The organism is Streptomyces pratensis, from assembly GCF_016804005.1.
GTDB classification, from domain to species: domain Bacteria; phylum Actinomycetota; class Actinomycetes; order Streptomycetales; family Streptomycetaceae; genus Streptomyces; species Streptomyces pratensis_A.
The window spans coordinates 3,675,133-3,689,629 of the sequence record NZ_CP051486.1 but is presented as its reverse complement, the minus strand read 5'-3'; the positions used below and the strand labels follow the sequence as shown (position 1 = coordinate 3,689,629).

At 72.2% G+C, this 14,497-nt stretch carries 10 protein-coding genes; 7 read left to right on the top strand and 3 right to left on the bottom strand.

Annotated features, from left to right (window positions below; genetic code table 11):
- The first annotated feature begins 7 nt into the window (after positions 1-7).
- From HED23_RS15135 to HED23_RS15105, 7 genes are all read left to right on the top strand, one after another.
- Complete coding sequence (locus tag HED23_RS15135; protein ID WP_203187487.1) at positions 8-1,651, top strand: phytoene desaturase family protein; 1,644 nt, start codon at positions 8-10, stop codon at positions 1,649-1,651.
- On the top strand, positions 1,648-2,703 hold the full coding sequence (locus HED23_RS15130; protein ID WP_203183946.1) for an MDR family NADP-dependent oxidoreductase: 1,056 nt from the start codon (positions 1,648-1,650) through the stop codon (positions 2,701-2,703). Before HED23_RS15135 ends, HED23_RS15130 begins: the two co-directional genes overlap by 4 nt.
- Positions 2,700-3,794: a Rieske 2Fe-2S domain-containing protein gene (locus HED23_RS15125; protein WP_203183945.1), complete on the top strand. Its 1,095-nt coding sequence runs from the start codon at positions 2,700-2,702 to the stop codon at positions 3,792-3,794. The genes HED23_RS15130 and HED23_RS15125 overlap by 4 nt, the downstream gene beginning before the upstream one ends.
- 761 nt (positions 3,795-4,555) lie before the next feature.
- Positions 4,556-6,043: an ABC transporter substrate-binding protein gene (locus HED23_RS15120; RefSeq protein ID WP_203183944.1), complete on the top strand. Its 1,488-nt coding sequence runs from the start codon at positions 4,556-4,558 to the stop codon at positions 6,041-6,043.
- On the top strand, positions 6,040-7,776 hold the full coding sequence (locus tag HED23_RS15115; protein WP_203183943.1) for an ABC transporter permease subunit: 1,737 nt from the start codon (positions 6,040-6,042) through the stop codon (positions 7,774-7,776). The genes HED23_RS15120 and HED23_RS15115 overlap by 4 nt, the downstream gene beginning before the upstream one ends.
- The gene (locus HED23_RS15110) at positions 7,766-8,725 is read left to right on the top strand and encodes an ABC transporter ATP-binding protein (RefSeq protein WP_203183942.1); all 960 of its coding nucleotides are present in this window, start codon (positions 7,766-7,768) and stop codon (positions 8,723-8,725) included. Before HED23_RS15115 ends, HED23_RS15110 begins: the two co-directional genes overlap by 11 nt.
- Complete coding sequence (locus HED23_RS15105; RefSeq protein WP_203183941.1) at positions 8,722-9,402, top strand: ATP-binding cassette domain-containing protein; 681 nt, start codon at positions 8,722-8,724, stop codon at positions 9,400-9,402. Before HED23_RS15110 ends, HED23_RS15105 begins: the two co-directional genes overlap by 4 nt.
- 459 nt (positions 9,403-9,861) lie before the next feature.
- On the opposite strand, the gene HED23_RS15100 is transcribed toward HED23_RS15105, so the two are convergent.
- From HED23_RS15100 to HED23_RS15090, 3 genes are read right to left on the bottom strand one after another with little or no spacing between them, the layout of a single operon-like run.
- Positions 9,862-11,619, bottom strand: coding sequence for an ABC transporter ATP-binding protein (locus HED23_RS15100; RefSeq protein ID WP_203183940.1), 1,758 nt, complete (start codon positions 11,617-11,619; stop codon positions 9,862-9,864).
- The gene (locus HED23_RS15095; RefSeq protein WP_203183939.1) at positions 11,616-13,355 is read right to left on the bottom strand and encodes an ABC transporter ATP-binding protein/permease; all 1,740 of its coding nucleotides are present in this window, start codon (positions 13,353-13,355) and stop codon (positions 11,616-11,618) included. Before HED23_RS15095 ends, HED23_RS15100 begins: the two co-directional genes overlap by 4 nt.
- Positions 13,352-14,323 (bottom strand): SagB/ThcOx family dehydrogenase, encoded by a 972-nt coding sequence (locus tag HED23_RS15090; protein WP_238441958.1) that lies wholly within the window; start codon positions 14,321-14,323, stop codon positions 13,352-13,354. Before HED23_RS15090 ends, HED23_RS15095 begins: the two co-directional genes overlap by 4 nt.
- Positions 14,324-14,497: the final 174 nt, after the last annotated feature.

Genomic DNA, 14,497 nt, shown 5'->3' with positions numbered 1-14,497 from the left:
AAGGACCATGCTGATCGTCGGCGGAGGGCTCGGCGGGCTCTCCACCGGCTGCTACGCCCAGATGAACGGCTATCGCAGCAGGGTGCTGGAGATGCACGAGATCCCGGGCGGCTCCTGCACGGCCTGGGACCGGGGCGACTTCACCCTCGACTGCTGTGTGAGCTGGCTGCTCGGCAGCGGGCCGGGCAACGAGATGCACCAGATCTGGCTGGAGCTCGGCGCGCTCCAGGGCAAGCGGATGCGCAACTTCGACGTGTTCAACACGGTGCGTGGCCGGGACGGGCGGGCGGTCCACTTCTACTCCGATCCGGACCGCCTCGAAGCCCACCTGCTCGCCCTCTCCCCCTGCGACGCCCGGGTGATCCGCGACTTCTGCGCCGGGCTGCGGACCTTCCGCAAGGCACTGGCCCGCTACCCGTTCCTCACCCCGGTCGGGCTCATGGGCCGCCTGGAGCGCTGGCGGATGCTGGCGTCCTTGGTCCCCTACTTCAACGTGATCCGGCGCTCCATCGGCACGCTGATGCGGGACTACTCGCAGCGCTTCCGGGACCCGCTGCTGCGCGAGGCGTTCAACTTCATCCTGTACGAGAAGCATCCCAACTTCCCCGTGCTGCCGTTCTACTTCCAGCTCGCGGCGCACGCCGACGCCTCGGCCGGTGTCCCCGAGGGCGGCTCGCTGGGCCTGGCCCGCTCGGTCGAGGAGCGCTACCGGGGGCTCGGCGGCGAGGTCATGTACAACGCCAGGGTCGTGGAGATCCTGGTGGAGAACGACCGGGCGGCCGGGGTCCGGCTGAGCGACGGCACGGAGCTGCGGGCGGACATCGTGGTCTCCGCCTGCGACGGGCGCACCACGCTCCTCGACCTGCTGAAGGGCCGCTACCTCACCGACACGTACCGGGAGCTGTACACCCGGACCATCACGGAACCCGACATGGTGTTCCCCGGCTACCTCACGGTCTTCCTGGGGCTGCGCCGGCCCTTCCCGGACGGCGAGCCCTGCACCACGTACCTCCTGGAGGACGCGGTCGCGGAACGGCTCACCGGCATCCGGCACCCCAGCGTCAACGTGCAGTTCCGCAGCCGCCACTACCCGGAGCTGTCGCCGCCGGGCACCTCCGTGGTGTACGCCACGTACTTCTGCGACATCGCGCCGTGGCGGGAGCTGAGCACCGGTCCCGAGCAGTTCACCCGGATCCGCCGCGGCGAGGAGCTGCACACGCTGCCGGTCGGGCGCGGGCGCGACTACCAGCGGGCCAAGCGGCAGGTGCGGGACACGATCGTGGACTTCCTCGACGAGCGGCACCCAGGACTGCGGGACGCGATCGTGGTGCGGGACGTGTCCACCCCGCTCACCCAGGTCCGCTACACCGGCAACTACGACGGCACGGTGCTCGGCTGGCAGCCGTTCGTGGACAGCGGCGAGACCGTGGAGCAGGAGGTCAAGCGACACGGTCCGGGACTGCCGGGGCTCGCGGACTTCTATCTGTCCGGCGTCTGGGCCACCACCGGCGGCCTGATCCGGGCCGCGGCCTCGGGACGGCACGTCATGCACTTCGTCTGCCGCGACGACGGGCGGCCGTTCACCGCCTCCGTCGACGACAGCGCCCCTCTCCCCGTACAACTCATCGAACCCGCAGGAGCGACCCCGTGAAGACCGAGAAGTGGATCGTCAGGGAGCACAACGACGGCGTGCCGGACACGGACCGGATGTACGTGAAGGTGGTGGAGGAGCTCGACACCGACCTGGCCGAGGACGAGATGCTGCTGCGCACGCGGTACGTCTCCGTCGACCCGTACCTCCACGGGATCGCCCTGGACACCCCGGTGGGCGACCACATGGGCGCCGACACGATCATGGAGGTGCTGGCGGCCGGACCGCGGGCGATGTTCGGCGTCGGGGACCTCGTGCAGGGCTTCGGCGGCTGGCGCACCCACCTGGTCAGTAACGGCGCGGGGGCGCTGTGGCAGACCGGCACGTTCCCGATGGTCTTCCCCGCGTACCGGAAGCTGGACCCGGCCCACTACGACGAGGCGCTGCCGCTGAGCACCGCGCTCGGCATCCTCGGCGGCGCCGGGATGACCGCGTGGGGCGCCCTCACCACCTTCCTGGCCGTACGGCCCGGCGACACGGTCCTGATCAGCGGCGCGTCCGGCGCGATCGGCACGCTGGTCGGGCAGCTGGCGAAGCGGGCGGGCGCGCGGGTGGTGGGCACGACCGGTTCGCCGGAGAAGGCGGCGCGGCTGACGGCGCTCGGCTTCGACGCCGTCGTCGTCTTCCGGCACGGCGGGGACCCGGCGCAGCTCCGCGAGGACCTGGCGACGGCGGCTCCTGGCGGCGTCGACCGGTACTTCGACAACCTCGGCGGGGTCATGACCGACACCGTCTTCACGATGCTCACCGTGGACAGCCGGGTCGCGGTGTGCTGGCAGTGGGCGAGCCAGGTCGGCAGCGAGTGGACCGGGCCCCGGCTGCTGCCGTACATCATGTTCCCGCGCACGACGATCCGCGGGATCTTCGCGCTGGAGTGGTTCACCGAGGACAACTGGGCGGCGCTGCACGACGAGCTGGGGCCGCTGGTGCGCGCCGGCGAGATCCGCTACCAGCAGACCATGCACCACGGCTTCGACTCCATTCCCGCCGCCTACCGCAGCCTGTACACCGACCGCGCGGCGTCCTTCGGCAAGGTGCTGGTCGAGCTGTGAGGCGCGACCACACCCGGGCGCTCACGGAGGGCCCGAGCCCGGCCGACGCGCACGAGCCGGTCCTGCCGTACCCCGACGGCTGGTTCTCGGTGGCGTTCTCCTCGGAGGTGGTGCGGGGGGCGCTGCTGACCCGGCCGCTCCAGGGCGAGGACGTGGTGCTCTACCGGCTCCGCGACGGCGAGGTGCGGGCGGTCCGCCCGTACTGCCCGCACCTGGGGGCGCACCTCGGGCTCGGCGCGCTGGAGGGCGACGAACTGCTGTGCCCCTTCCACCGCTTCGCCTTCGGCCCGGACGGCGCCTGCACGCGGACGGGGTACGGCACGCCCCCACCGCCGTCCTCGGACCTGACCCTGCTGCCGGTGCGCGAGGTCGACGGCGCCGTCTTCGTGTGGCGGCACCACGACGGGCGGGCGCCGGACTGGGAGCTCACGCCCTGGCACACGCTCGGGACGCGGGCGCCGCGGTTGGCCGCGTGGGAGATGGCGGGGCACAGCCAGGACGTGGTCGAGAACACGGTGGACATCGGGCACTTCACGCCGCTGCACGGCTGGGGCGCGTCGGAGGTAGCCGAGCCGGCGGTCTTCGAGGGGCGGTCCTTCCGGATCTCGGTGCGCTCCGAGGAGCGGGTGCCGCTGCTGGGCGCGAGTCCGCTGGAGGTGACGCTGGAGGGCAACGGGATCAGCCGGGTGCACGTGTGTACGGCGCTCCCTCGGTTCGGGGTGCGCACCTGTGCCGTATACACAACCACGATGATCGCGCCCGCGGCTTTCCAGCTGCGCCAGACGAGCCGCTTCGAGGTGGCCGAGCCGGCCGCCCTCCAGGCCCCGCTGGCCCGCTGGGTGAGCGGCTCGGTACACCGGCTGCTGGCGGGTGTGATGTTCCGGGGCAACTGCGCTTTCGTGTCCCAGGACTTCCCGGTCTGGGCGACGAAGCGGTACGTGTCTCCGCCCCGGCTGGCCCGCGGCGACGGCCCGATCGGCCCGTTCCGCCATTGGGCCCGGCAGTTCTACCCGCCGGACCGGCTGCGGGCGCGGGTGCCGTCGTCGGTGATGCGGGGAGCGGCGGGGGAAGGCGAGAGCAGGGTGACGTAGCCTGGCCGCTCCGAGAAGCCGGGGGGCGGGGGCTTCGCCGGACGGGAGGACGGGGCGGTTCGGATGACGGCGGGGCGTCAGGCGCTCCGCCGCGTCTGGTGCTCTTCGAGCGGGCAGCCCCGGCCCAGGCGTGCGATCACATTGCGACCGCCACGCCCCGGGACGCGCGAAAGCCGCCCTCTCATGGATGAGAGAACGGCTTCCGACCTGCGTTTCCACATGGTCGGGACGACAGGATTTGAACCTGCGACCCCTTGACCCCCAGGAGTAGGGGGCATCCCTTTTGTCTGCACATAGGTACAGAAATCAGGGAGCACAGCGTGCGGTGCCGTGCGTGCCGTTCAGGCGCGCGGACACCGCCTGGTCCCCAACTGGTCCCCATGGGACCTGTCCGTGACACGTACGCCCAAGGGTCGCCGCCGGTCCAAAAGGCCGGCTCGCCAGGGCCTGTCACGGCCGGTGGTCCCGCCACCAACCACCGAGCTTCGGCTTCCGGTTCGGTAGTAACCGCTCAAGCGCGGGAGTGGCGCCGACGTCGAACCACACACCCCCGGAGCCGGGCCCCAGGACGGGCACGGCTAAACCGGGACCTCGCGGCACCCACTGCACCAACGCGGCGGCTGGGGTCCACCTATCGCGGGCCCTTTCATCGGGTCACCTGGTGATCCGAACGAATCGACCTAGCTCCTGAAAACGATTATCATCATGCTACGGTCGTCGCACGCTCGATCTTTGACCTGTCCTTTACTCGGAGTGACCCCGTGCGCGTCCTGTCCCGTCCCCTGCTCCTCCCCGCGGTTCTCGCCGCTTCTTCCCTGCTCACCGGCTGCTTCGCGCCCACGGAGGCCACCGGCACCGACTCGGGCGAGCGCCTCCGCGTCGCGATGATGCAGCCGCCGCGCTCGGGCCTGTCCCCGCTCTCCGACGACGCGTTCAAACTGTCCCGCTGGTCCACGGCGGAGACACTCGTGAGACTGAACGCGGACGGCGACGCCGAGCCCGCTCTGGCCACCGGGTGGAAGCAGTCCGGCCGGAGCTGGGCCTTCACCCTCCGCAAGGACGTCACCTTCCACGACGGCACCGAGCTGACCGCCGAAGCCGTCGTCCGTTCTCTCACCGAGGCCACTGGCGCCTCCCCCAAGCCCCGCATTCTCGACGGCGTCGAGCTGAGCGTGAAGGAAGGGGGCCCTGGCACCGTGATCGTCACGACCGCCGAGGAGGACCCCTTGGTCCCGCAGCGGCTCAGCTCCCCGCAGTTGTCGATCCTCGCGGCGAAGGCGTACGGAGGGAAGACGGTGAATCCGGTCGGTGCTGGCACCGGTCCCTTCGAGCTGACCAAGGTCAACGGCACCTCTTCCGCCGCCCTCGACCGCTACGACGATTACTGGGGCGGCACGGCCAAGGCTTCCGGCATCGACGTGACGTTCGTTCCCGACGGCACCGCCCGCGCCGCCGCCCTGCGCAGCGGCGAGGCCGACATCGTCGAGGCGGTCCCCGTCTCACAGGCCGCACTGCTGGACAAGGACCTGATCACCGAGGTCCCGATGCCGCGCACCAACACGCTGTACCTCAACACGGAGAAGGGCGCCTTCAAGGACCCGGCGCTGCGGGCGGCGGCCCGAGAGGCTATCGACGCGGAATCGATCGTGAAGGGCGTGTACGAGGGGCGGGCCGACGTGGCCGAGGGGCTGCTCGGGCCCGCGCTGCCGTGGGCGGCCGACCTGCGCGAGCCGGCGCACGGTGCGAAGTCGGGTGATCCGGCGGGGAAGAGCATCACCATCGGTACGTTCACCGACCGGGCGGAACTGCCCGAGGTGGCCGCCGCCCTGCAGCAGCAGCTACAGAGAGCGGGGTTCCGGGTGAAGCTGGATGTCCGCGAGTACGCCAATATCGAGTCCGACGCCCTGGCGGGCGCGTTCGACGCGTTCATCCTCTCCCGGGCCACCGTCCTCGATTCCGGCGACCCGGCCGCGTACCTGTACAGCGACTTCGCCTCCGACGGTTCGTTCAACATCCCCCAGCTCGCCGATCCGGCCGTGGACAAGGCCCTGAGCAAGGCGGGCGCGACGCCGACAGGTGACGCCCGCCGCCGAGCCGTCGTCGAGGCCGAGGCCGCCGTACTCGCCACCGACGCGGCGGTGCCGATGCTCCACGAGCGCGTGATCCAGGGCGACGCCGCCGACGTGGTCGGCGCGGCCCACGACCCGCGCGAGCGGGAACTGGTCACGCTTGACACCCACATCAAGTGAAGCCGACCGCAGCGGGGGTGACCCGCGCCGTCGCCCTCGCCGCCGCACTTGCCGCCGTCGGCCTGCTGCCCTGGCTCTCCGGCCGGGACCCGGCCCTGACCGTGCTGCGCGCGCGGTCCGCCGAACAGGAGCCGACCGAGGAGGCCCTGTCCGCGATCCGCCAGGACCTCGGCCTGGAGGCAGGTCCGCTCTCCCTGCTCGGCGACTGGGCCACCGGGCTCCTGCGCGGCAACCTCGGCACCTCCTGGGTGTCGGGGACGGACGTCCTGCCGTCCGTCGCCTCCGGGCTCCAGGTGTCGCTGGGCCTGATGGCCGCAGCGCTGTCGGTGGCCGTGCTGCTGGCCGTGGCCCTGGTGACACCCGTACTGGTGCGGGGGCGGGGGTCGGCGGGGGCGTTCGCAGCCATGGCCGCCGCCGTGCCGGAGTTCCTCCTGGCCACCGTGGCGCTGCTGGTGTGCGGAGTGTGGCTGGGGTGGCTGCCGACCTCCGGCTGGCAGGGGCCCGAGTACCTGGTCCTGCCCGCACTCGCGCTCGGCGTCCCCGCAGGCGGTTTGCTCGGGCGGCTCGTCGCGGACGCGCTGCCTGCCGTACTGGACGAACGATGGGCGGAACTGTGGCGGGGAGCGGGGGTGAGCCGCACCCGTGTCACGCTAGCCGCGCTACGTCGCGTACTGCCTCCGCTGGTACCACAGTTCGCGATGGTCGCCGTCGGCCTGACGGGCGGCGCGGTCGCCGTGGAAACCGTCTTCGCGGTACCCGGCATCGGACGTACCGCGCTGGGCGCGGCCAAGTCCCAGGACTTGCCACTGCTCCAGGGAGCTGTCCTCGCCCTGCTTGCCCTGGGCCTGATCACCGGAGCGCTGGCCGCCCTCGTGCGACGGCGGCTGCTGGGTCCCGCCCTGCGCGACGCCGGTCTCTCGCTGCCACCGGCCCGCCCTGTCCGGGCGCACCCGGCGATTCCGGCCGTCCTCGGCGCCCTCCTGCTGGCCGCGATCGGCTGGGGCCTGTTCCGCGACCCGTACGCGGTCGACACCAATGCTCGGCTGGCCCCGCCCTCGTGGTCCAACCCGATGGGTACCGACGGGCTGGGCCGCGACGTGCTGGCCCGGCTCGGTCACGGGGCCGCCTCCACGGTCGGCACGGCGGCGGCAGTGTGTCTGCTGAGCCTGGTAGTCGCCCTGGCACTGGGCTTCGTGCCCGGCATTGCGGCGGGCGCTGCAGACATCGCCAACGCGCTGCCGCCGGTGATCGTCGGCATCCTGGTCGCGGCGGCCGCCGGTCCCGGCACCGGCGGAGCGGCTTTGGCGGTCGCGCTGATCTCCTGGCCGCCCCTGGCCGCGCATGCGGCGGCGCTGGTGCAGGAGGTCCGGGCGTCGACGTTCCTGACTGCCCAACGCGCCATAGGCGCAACGCCGCTGTGGATTCTCACCCGGCACGTCCTGCCGTCCGTCGCCGCCCCGGTCGCCCGGCACGCCCTTCTGCGGCTGCCGGGAATCGCTCTCGCCCTGGCCTCTCTGGGATTCCTCGGCCTCGGCGCCCAGCCACCCGCCCCCGAGTGGGGTCTTCTCCTCGACGAGTCCCGCGCCTACGTGGAACGCGCCCCTTGGGCGGCCCTCGCGCCGGCCGTCGCACTGGCCCTGCTAGCGGGATTGGCCGTTTCGGGCGCGGCATACGCGCAAGGCCGGCGCACGACCGGCCGCACTGTACGGAAGGAGACCGCCCATGCCGTCTGAAGCACTGCTGTCGGTGCGTGACCTGCGGATCGCGTTCGGCGAGGTCGAGGCGGTGCGCGGACTGACCTTCGACGTACGCCCGGGCGAGGTGTTCGCCCTCGTCGGTGAGTCGGGGGCGGGCAAGTCCCTAACCGCCCGGGCACTGCTCGGCATGGTGCCGCGCGGCGCGACCGTCAGCGGCAGCGTGCGACTGCGGGACAGCGCCGATCTCGCCGCCGAACGCGGGCGCCGGATCACCCTCGTTCCCCAAGACGCCCTGTCAGCCCTCTCCCCCGTCCACCCTGTCGGCGACCAGCTCGCCGCCGCCGTACGGTCGGTACGGCGGCTGTCCCGCAGGGAGGCGCACGCCCGTGCCGTGGCCGCACTGGACCGGGTCGGCATCGCGGACGCCGCGCGCCGGGCGCGGGCCTACCCCCATGAGTACTCGGGCGGAATGCGACAGCGCGCCGTGATCGCCATGGCAACGGTCAACGAGCCCGACGTCGTCGTCGCCGACGAGCCGACCACAGCACTGGACGAGGAGCGCCGCGAGCAGGTCCTGCGGGTGCTCGCCGAGCAGCGCGAAGCGGTCGGCGCCGCACTGGTCCTCGTCACCCACGACCTGAACGTCGTACGGGACCACGCGGACCGCGTGCTGGTGATGTACGCGGGGCGGGCGGCCGAACTCGGCCCGGTACGGCAGGTACTCGGCCGTCCACGCGCCCCGTACACGGCGGGCCTGCTGGCCTCGCTCCCACAGGACGGCCCCCGGCGCCGCCGGCTGCCGGTGCTCCGCGGCGCCCCGCCTGCTCCGGAAGCCCTCGGGCCGGGCTGCGCATTCGTGCCGCGCTGCCCGCTGGCGACGGACCCGTGCCACGGCCGCGAACCCGGCCTGCAGGCCGTGGACGGACGCCTGGTCGCCTGCCACCACGCCACAGACGTGCCCGACCCTCTTCGGAAGTTCGTATGAACCACTCACTGCTGGACGTCCGTGACCTCATCGTCCGCTACGGCCCGGTCACCGCCGTGGACCACGTCACGTTCACACTGGACGCCGGTGAGACCCTCGCTCTCAACGGCCCCTCCGGGTGCGGCAAGTCCTCCACTGCCCTCGCGGTGCTCCAGCTACGCCGGCCCGACTCCGGGACCGTCCGGTTCGAGGGGCGGGAGCTGACGTCTCTGACCGAACGCGAACTGCGCCCGCTCCGCCCACGCATGCAACCGGTCTTCCAGGACCCCTACGGCTCCCTCAGTCCCCGCCACCGCATCTGCGACGCGGTGGCCGAGCCACTGAAGGTGCATGGCGGGTGGGACCCGGCCGACGGACCCGCCCGCGTGGCCGAGCTGCTCGACCGGGTCGGCCTCGACCCGTCGTGCGGGGACCGGCGCCCGCACGAACTCTCCGGCGGCCAGTGTCAGCGGGCCGGAATCGCCCGCGCCCTCGCCTCCGATCCGCGGCTGCTCGTCCTCGACGAACCCGTGTCGGCACTCGACGCCTCCGTGCGGGCCGGCGTGCTGAACTTGCTCGCCGACCTTCAGGACGAGCTGGGCCTCGGCTACCTGTTCATCTGCCACGACCGGGCGGTCGTACGGCACTTCGCGGACCGGGTGATCGAGATGCGGGACGGGCGCACCGTCCACCCATGAGGGCTGCGGTGAGGCCCACCGGGTGGGCAGCGGTGGCGTCGAGCAGGTCGTTCCCATCTGCTCACACTCCACCGGGCTTCAAGAGACGCAGCCGGGTCCACTTGTGCGCAAACAGGACACGGCGCTCGAACGGCACCTCTCCGTGTCGGCTTGCCTGCTGCAACTGCATTCTCGTGCCGGCCTGCCCTGTGTCCCTTCACCATGCGGTAGTCCCTGAACGAAGTCGAGCCCATCGCGCTGCACTCTTCGCCGGGATTCTCTTCACCACGCCGGTGGCCCGGAATGTGATCCATGGCCCTTTGTCGCCCCCGGTTACGCCGGCTATGCCCCAGCACCATCGTGACCTCGACCGGTCATGCCTGCCGCACAAGCGTGCCTCGAGCCGGTTTGCAGCCCGCGCTTCACAGAAGACCCGCAGGATGTGTGCCGCCTCACCTCGGCCGTCGCACTACCCGACAGTCAGGCCGGGATGTGAACGAGGCTGCGATTGAGCGCACTTTCGGGGCGTCCGGACAGTTCCTCCCAAGTGCCTTCCTCGGTGACCCGTCCGGCGTCAAGGACCGCGATGCGGTCACACCGGCGGATGGTGGCGCGGCGATGCGCGATGACAACGGTCGTGCGCCCCTCCTGATGCAGCGCCGTGGCGAGTTCGGCGTCACTGGCGTTGTCCAGGTGGGCGGTGGACTCGTCCAGTATCAGGACTCTCGGCTGTGTCAGGAGCGCGCGGGCGAGGGCGATTCGGGCCCGCTGGCCTCCGGAGAGGGTGGCGCCGCGCTCTCCGACCAGGGTGTCCATCGGGGCGATTCGGTCGACGCCGCACAGACGGGCCGTTTCGGCGAGGAGGTCGTCGTCGGCGTCGGGAGCGGTGAGGCGAAGGTTGTCTGCGAGGGTGCCGTGGAAGAGAGGTGTCTCCTGTCCCACCAGCGCGACGGACCGGCGAAGTTCGGCGTCGTCCACCTCGCGTACGTCGATGGGAGCCCCGTCCGCGGGTACGAGCTGTACCGCTCCGGCAGCCGGGTCCCAGAACCGCGCCAGGATATGGGCACACGTCGACTTCCCGGCGCCCGAGGCACCGACCAGGGCAAGCGTCTGCCCGGCTGGAACGGTCAGGTCGACGCCGTCCAGCACGGGACCGCCGCCGTAGTCGAACCTCACCCCGTGCAGCCGGACGCCCAGAGGGCCCGAGGGAAGAGAGCGGGGCGAGACCGGCGGCGGAGCGAGAGCTGGAGCCTTGACCGCAGCGCCCACCCGGGAGGCGGCAGCACGCAGGGACACGGCCTGGCTCAGGGACCGGGCCGACTCCGCGACGGGGCCGAGGACGGCGAGGGCGAGGGCCATCGCCGCCGGCGCCCACGCCCCGTGCAGCCGCCCCGAGGTCACGGACTGCGCCACCGCGGTTACCACACCGAGGACGGCCACCACGATGAGGAGGTCACGGACCGCGGCGGCCAGGGCCTCCCAGGTGGCCTCGACGCGTTGGGCGACGCCCACCCGCTGGCCGCGCTCCGCCAGTCGGCTTCGTCGGTCGTCGAGGGCGCCGAAGGCGAGCAGTTCACGCAGTCCGTCGACAGTCTCGACGGCGTCGGCCGACAGCTCGGCGCCGGCCTGCCGCGTGCGGGCACCACGCCTCGCGCGCCCACGTGCCTCGGCGAAGGGAGCTGCGATGAGCAGCGCTGCGATCGGCAGTACAGCAGCCAGCAGCCACGGCTCCGCCGTGGCGAGGACCGCCGTGCCGGCGGTGAAGACCGTTCCCGAAGCGAGGAGCTGGGCGGTGGTGTGGGCGTAGAAGAACTCCAGTGCCTCCACGTCGGCCATGGCGGTGGCGGCGAGATCCCCGCTGCGCCGGCCTGCGACACGGGCGGGCGCACTGCGGGCCAACCCGTCGAAGACGCGTACGCGCAGTGCGGCGAGGACCCTGTAGGCCAGGTCGTGCGAGAGGTCCATCTCACGCCAGGTCATCAGGGTTCGTACGAGGACCAGGGCCACGATCACGCCGACGATGCCGGAGGACGGGGCTCTGCCTTCGATCACGGCCGTCCCCACGGTGTGCGCCGCCAACGTCAGCAGCGCTACGAGAGAGCCCTGTTCGAGGAGAGCGGCGGCACACGTGCGGACCGTCATGGCCCGGTGCCCGGCAAGGGCGGGAAGCAGTGCGCGAAGCGAACCGCGCTCGGGCACGAATGTGCCGGTGGTCGGGGTGTCCATGGCATTGCTCATGCGGCGAGTTCCTCAGGGTGGGTGCGGCCGGCCTCGACGAGTCGCGCGTAGACGCCCCCGGCGTCGGCGAGCCCGGCGTGTTCGCCGATGGCTTCGACATGTCCCGCGTCGAGGACGACGATGTGGTCGGCGTGTTGGACGGCGGCCAGCCGGTGGGCGATCACGAGAACGGTCCGGTCGTTTGCGGCGTTCATCAGTTCGCGGACGATGTCCGCTTCACGGCGCTCGTCGACCGAGCTCGTCGCCTCGTCGAGGACGAGCACCGGGGCGTCCGTGAGCAGGGCTCGGGCGAGTGCGAGCCGCTGTCGCTGTCCACCGGAGAGGGTGGCGCCGCGTTCGCCGAGGACGGTGGCGTAGCCGTCGGGAAGGGCTGTGATCTCGTCGTGGATGCCCGCGGTACGCGCCGCCGACGTCACCTCGTCGTCCGTGGCGTCCGGCCGGGCCATGCGCAGGTTGTCGGCGATGGTGGCGTGGAAGAGGTACGTCTCCTGCGACACCACGGCGATGCCCTGCCGGAGTGCTTCGAGGGAGTACTGGGTGGCGCTGCGCCCGTCGAGGGTGATCCGGCCCTCGACGGGGTCGTGGTGACGCAGGAGCAGGGCGAGGAGCGTGGACTTGCCGGCGCCGGACGGGCCGACGATCGCGGTGGTGCGTCCCGCCGGTGCGGTGAAGGAGACACCGTGGAGGGCGGGCTCCGGTGCCCCGTCATAGGTGAACCACACGTCCTCGAAGCACACTTCCGGGGGGGTCGGCCAGTGCGCGGGCTCCGTTCCGGTGTCCTGGACCGCCGGTTCGGCGGTGCGCAGCGCCGCGATCCCGTCCGCGGCCGAGGCGCCCAGGTATCCGGCGTGCCATTCGCGAGCGAGGTCGCGGACCGGCCGAAAGCACTCGGAGGCCAGCAGCAGTACCAGATAGGTGCCGGTTGCCGTGGTGGATCCGCTGACGGCCGACCAGCACGCGAGGAGTGCTGCTGCGGCGGTACCTCCCTGAATGGCGAGGTCGGTGATGCCGGTGTCGACCAGGGAGACGCGCAGTTTCGCGACGGTCGCCCTGTGCAGCGCCGCCGAGCGCTTCTCCAGGCGTGCGCGGGTGCGGCCGACCGCACCCGCGGCCCGCAGTGCCGGCATGCCCTGCAAGGCTTCCAGATAGTCGGCGCCCAGTCCTTCGTACGTGTCCCAGTGCTCCTTGCCGCGGGTGGCCAGGAGCCGGTCCCAGGCGCGCGGCCCGAACAGGGCCAGTAGCAGAGCCGGTACGAGACCGATCAACACCATCGGTTCCACCACGGCCAGTACGGCGAGCACCAGGGGCGGCACGGTCAGAGTGATCAGAAGCTGGGGCAGGTAGCGCGAGACATAGGCATCGACGCCCTCCACGCCGTCGACGAGGGTGGTGCGGACGGCTCCGGCGCGCGCGGTGGTCAGATGCGCGGGCCCCAGCCGTCCCAGGTGGGCGAGGAGTTCGTCCCGCAGCGCCACTCTCGCCTCCGCTCCGGCGCGGGTGGCGGTGCGCCGCTGCCAGGTGCCGAGTCCGGCCCGGGCGGCCACGACGAACACCACGGTGGTGAGCAGCCACGGTAGCTGTCCCGCGTGACTGCGGGCCAGTCCGGCCAACGCGACGGCCAGCAGCACGGCCTGTGCCAGGTGGGTGAGGGTGACGGCCCCCTGCAGGAGACTGGCGGCGAGCAGGGGCCGCCGCACGCGGCGGGCGGCACGGCGCAGTTCGGGGTGGACGATCATGTGGTGTTCTCCTCGTCTGCGTGGAGGGTGCCGAGCGCCAGTCCGTGGACGATCCAGTCCCGGCCGGGTGTGTCACCGAGCGCGGCGCCGAGGTCCGCCTGTTGCCAGGAGCCGACGGGCCGGGCAGCCACACCGTGGTGTCGGGCGGTGACGTGGGCCAGCTGGACAGCGAAGCCGGCCCGCAGGTGGGTGCGGCGGATGTGCCGCTCGTCGGCGTCCTGGGGACAACCGCGGGCGAGCAGGACGGCACCCGCGTCGGCGATCCATGCCTGGCCGGCGGCCCAGGCCGCGAGCGTGGGGCGGGCTTCCCCTGCGGCGAACCGTCGTAGTGTCGTGCCGCCGGCGCCCAGCTCCATCAGCCCGGGCCGAGGGGGGCCGACGGCCACGCACCAGCGCAGGTCGCTGCCGCCGGCCTTGGTGGCGGTGGCGAGGACCGCTCTCAGCGCATCTGGGGTCGGCGAGCCGGGTAGCGGCGGCGGTGCGCTGCGTCGGGCCAGCAGTTCCTCGGGGGTGGGTACCCTCACCGACGGCGGAGGACACATAGGGTCGCCGGGCCCGGGGGCTGGGAGGGAAGGCGCGATCCGCACGAAGGCGAGCGGTGTCTCCGCGTCTCCGTCCAGGCTGAGTTCGGGCACGGCCATGCCCAGGGCGTGGGCCGCGAGGAATAGCGCGGCGGTGGCGTGCCCGGTGTCGAGGAGCAGCAGCGGCCAGGCGCGATGGCCGTAGTGGGAAATCGTCCGGCGTGCGGTGACGGAGAGTTCGGCCCTGATGCCCGGCGGCTCGGTATCGGGTTGCCCGCCGAGACGGTGCGCGTGGTCGCGCAGTGGGTCGTAGCCGTAGCGCCCGGGCGGAAGAGGGCATCCCGTGCCCAGGACGAGTTCGGTGTCCACCGGGTGCAGTGCGCCGGCGGAGGGGGCCGGCCGCAACCGACCGGAGTCGTCCGAGGCACGCAGGGAAAGACGCAGCATGGCCCTCAGGTCGAGATCCGCAGTGCCCGCTTCCGGGATCGTGTGCGGCCGTCCCGGCCAGGCCGGGACAGCGGGTCCCGCAGGTGTGTCGGGGCAAGGACGTCTCGGGGAGCGGGCGTGGGCGAGAGCAGCGGCAAGGCCCCCAGGGGGGTTCTGACAGAGGTATTGCACGAG

What these genes read in the sequence shown, in the direction of transcription:
- HED23_RS15105 (WP_203183941.1), top strand. Translation starts at nt 8,722, where the DNA reads ATGAACCACTCACTGCTGGACGTCCGTGACCTCATCGTCCGCTACGGC.
- HED23_RS15090 (WP_238441958.1), bottom strand. Translation starts at nt 14,323, where the DNA reads ATGCTGCGTCTTTCCCTGCGTGCCTCGGACGACTCCGGTCGGTTGCGG.
- HED23_RS15100 (WP_203183940.1), bottom strand. Translation starts at nt 11,619, where the DNA reads ATGAGCAATGCCATGGACACCCCGACCACCGGCACATTCGTGCCCGAG.
- HED23_RS15135 (WP_203187487.1), top strand. Translation starts at nt 8, where the DNA reads ATGCTGATCGTCGGCGGAGGGCTCGGCGGGCTCTCCACCGGCTGCTAC.
- HED23_RS15110 (WP_203183942.1), top strand. Translation starts at nt 7,766, where the DNA reads ATGCCGTCTGAAGCACTGCTGTCGGTGCGTGACCTGCGGATCGCGTTC.
- HED23_RS15095 (WP_203183939.1), bottom strand. Translation starts at nt 13,355, where the DNA reads ATGATCGTCCACCCCGAACTGCGCCGTGCCGCCCGCCGCGTGCGGCGG.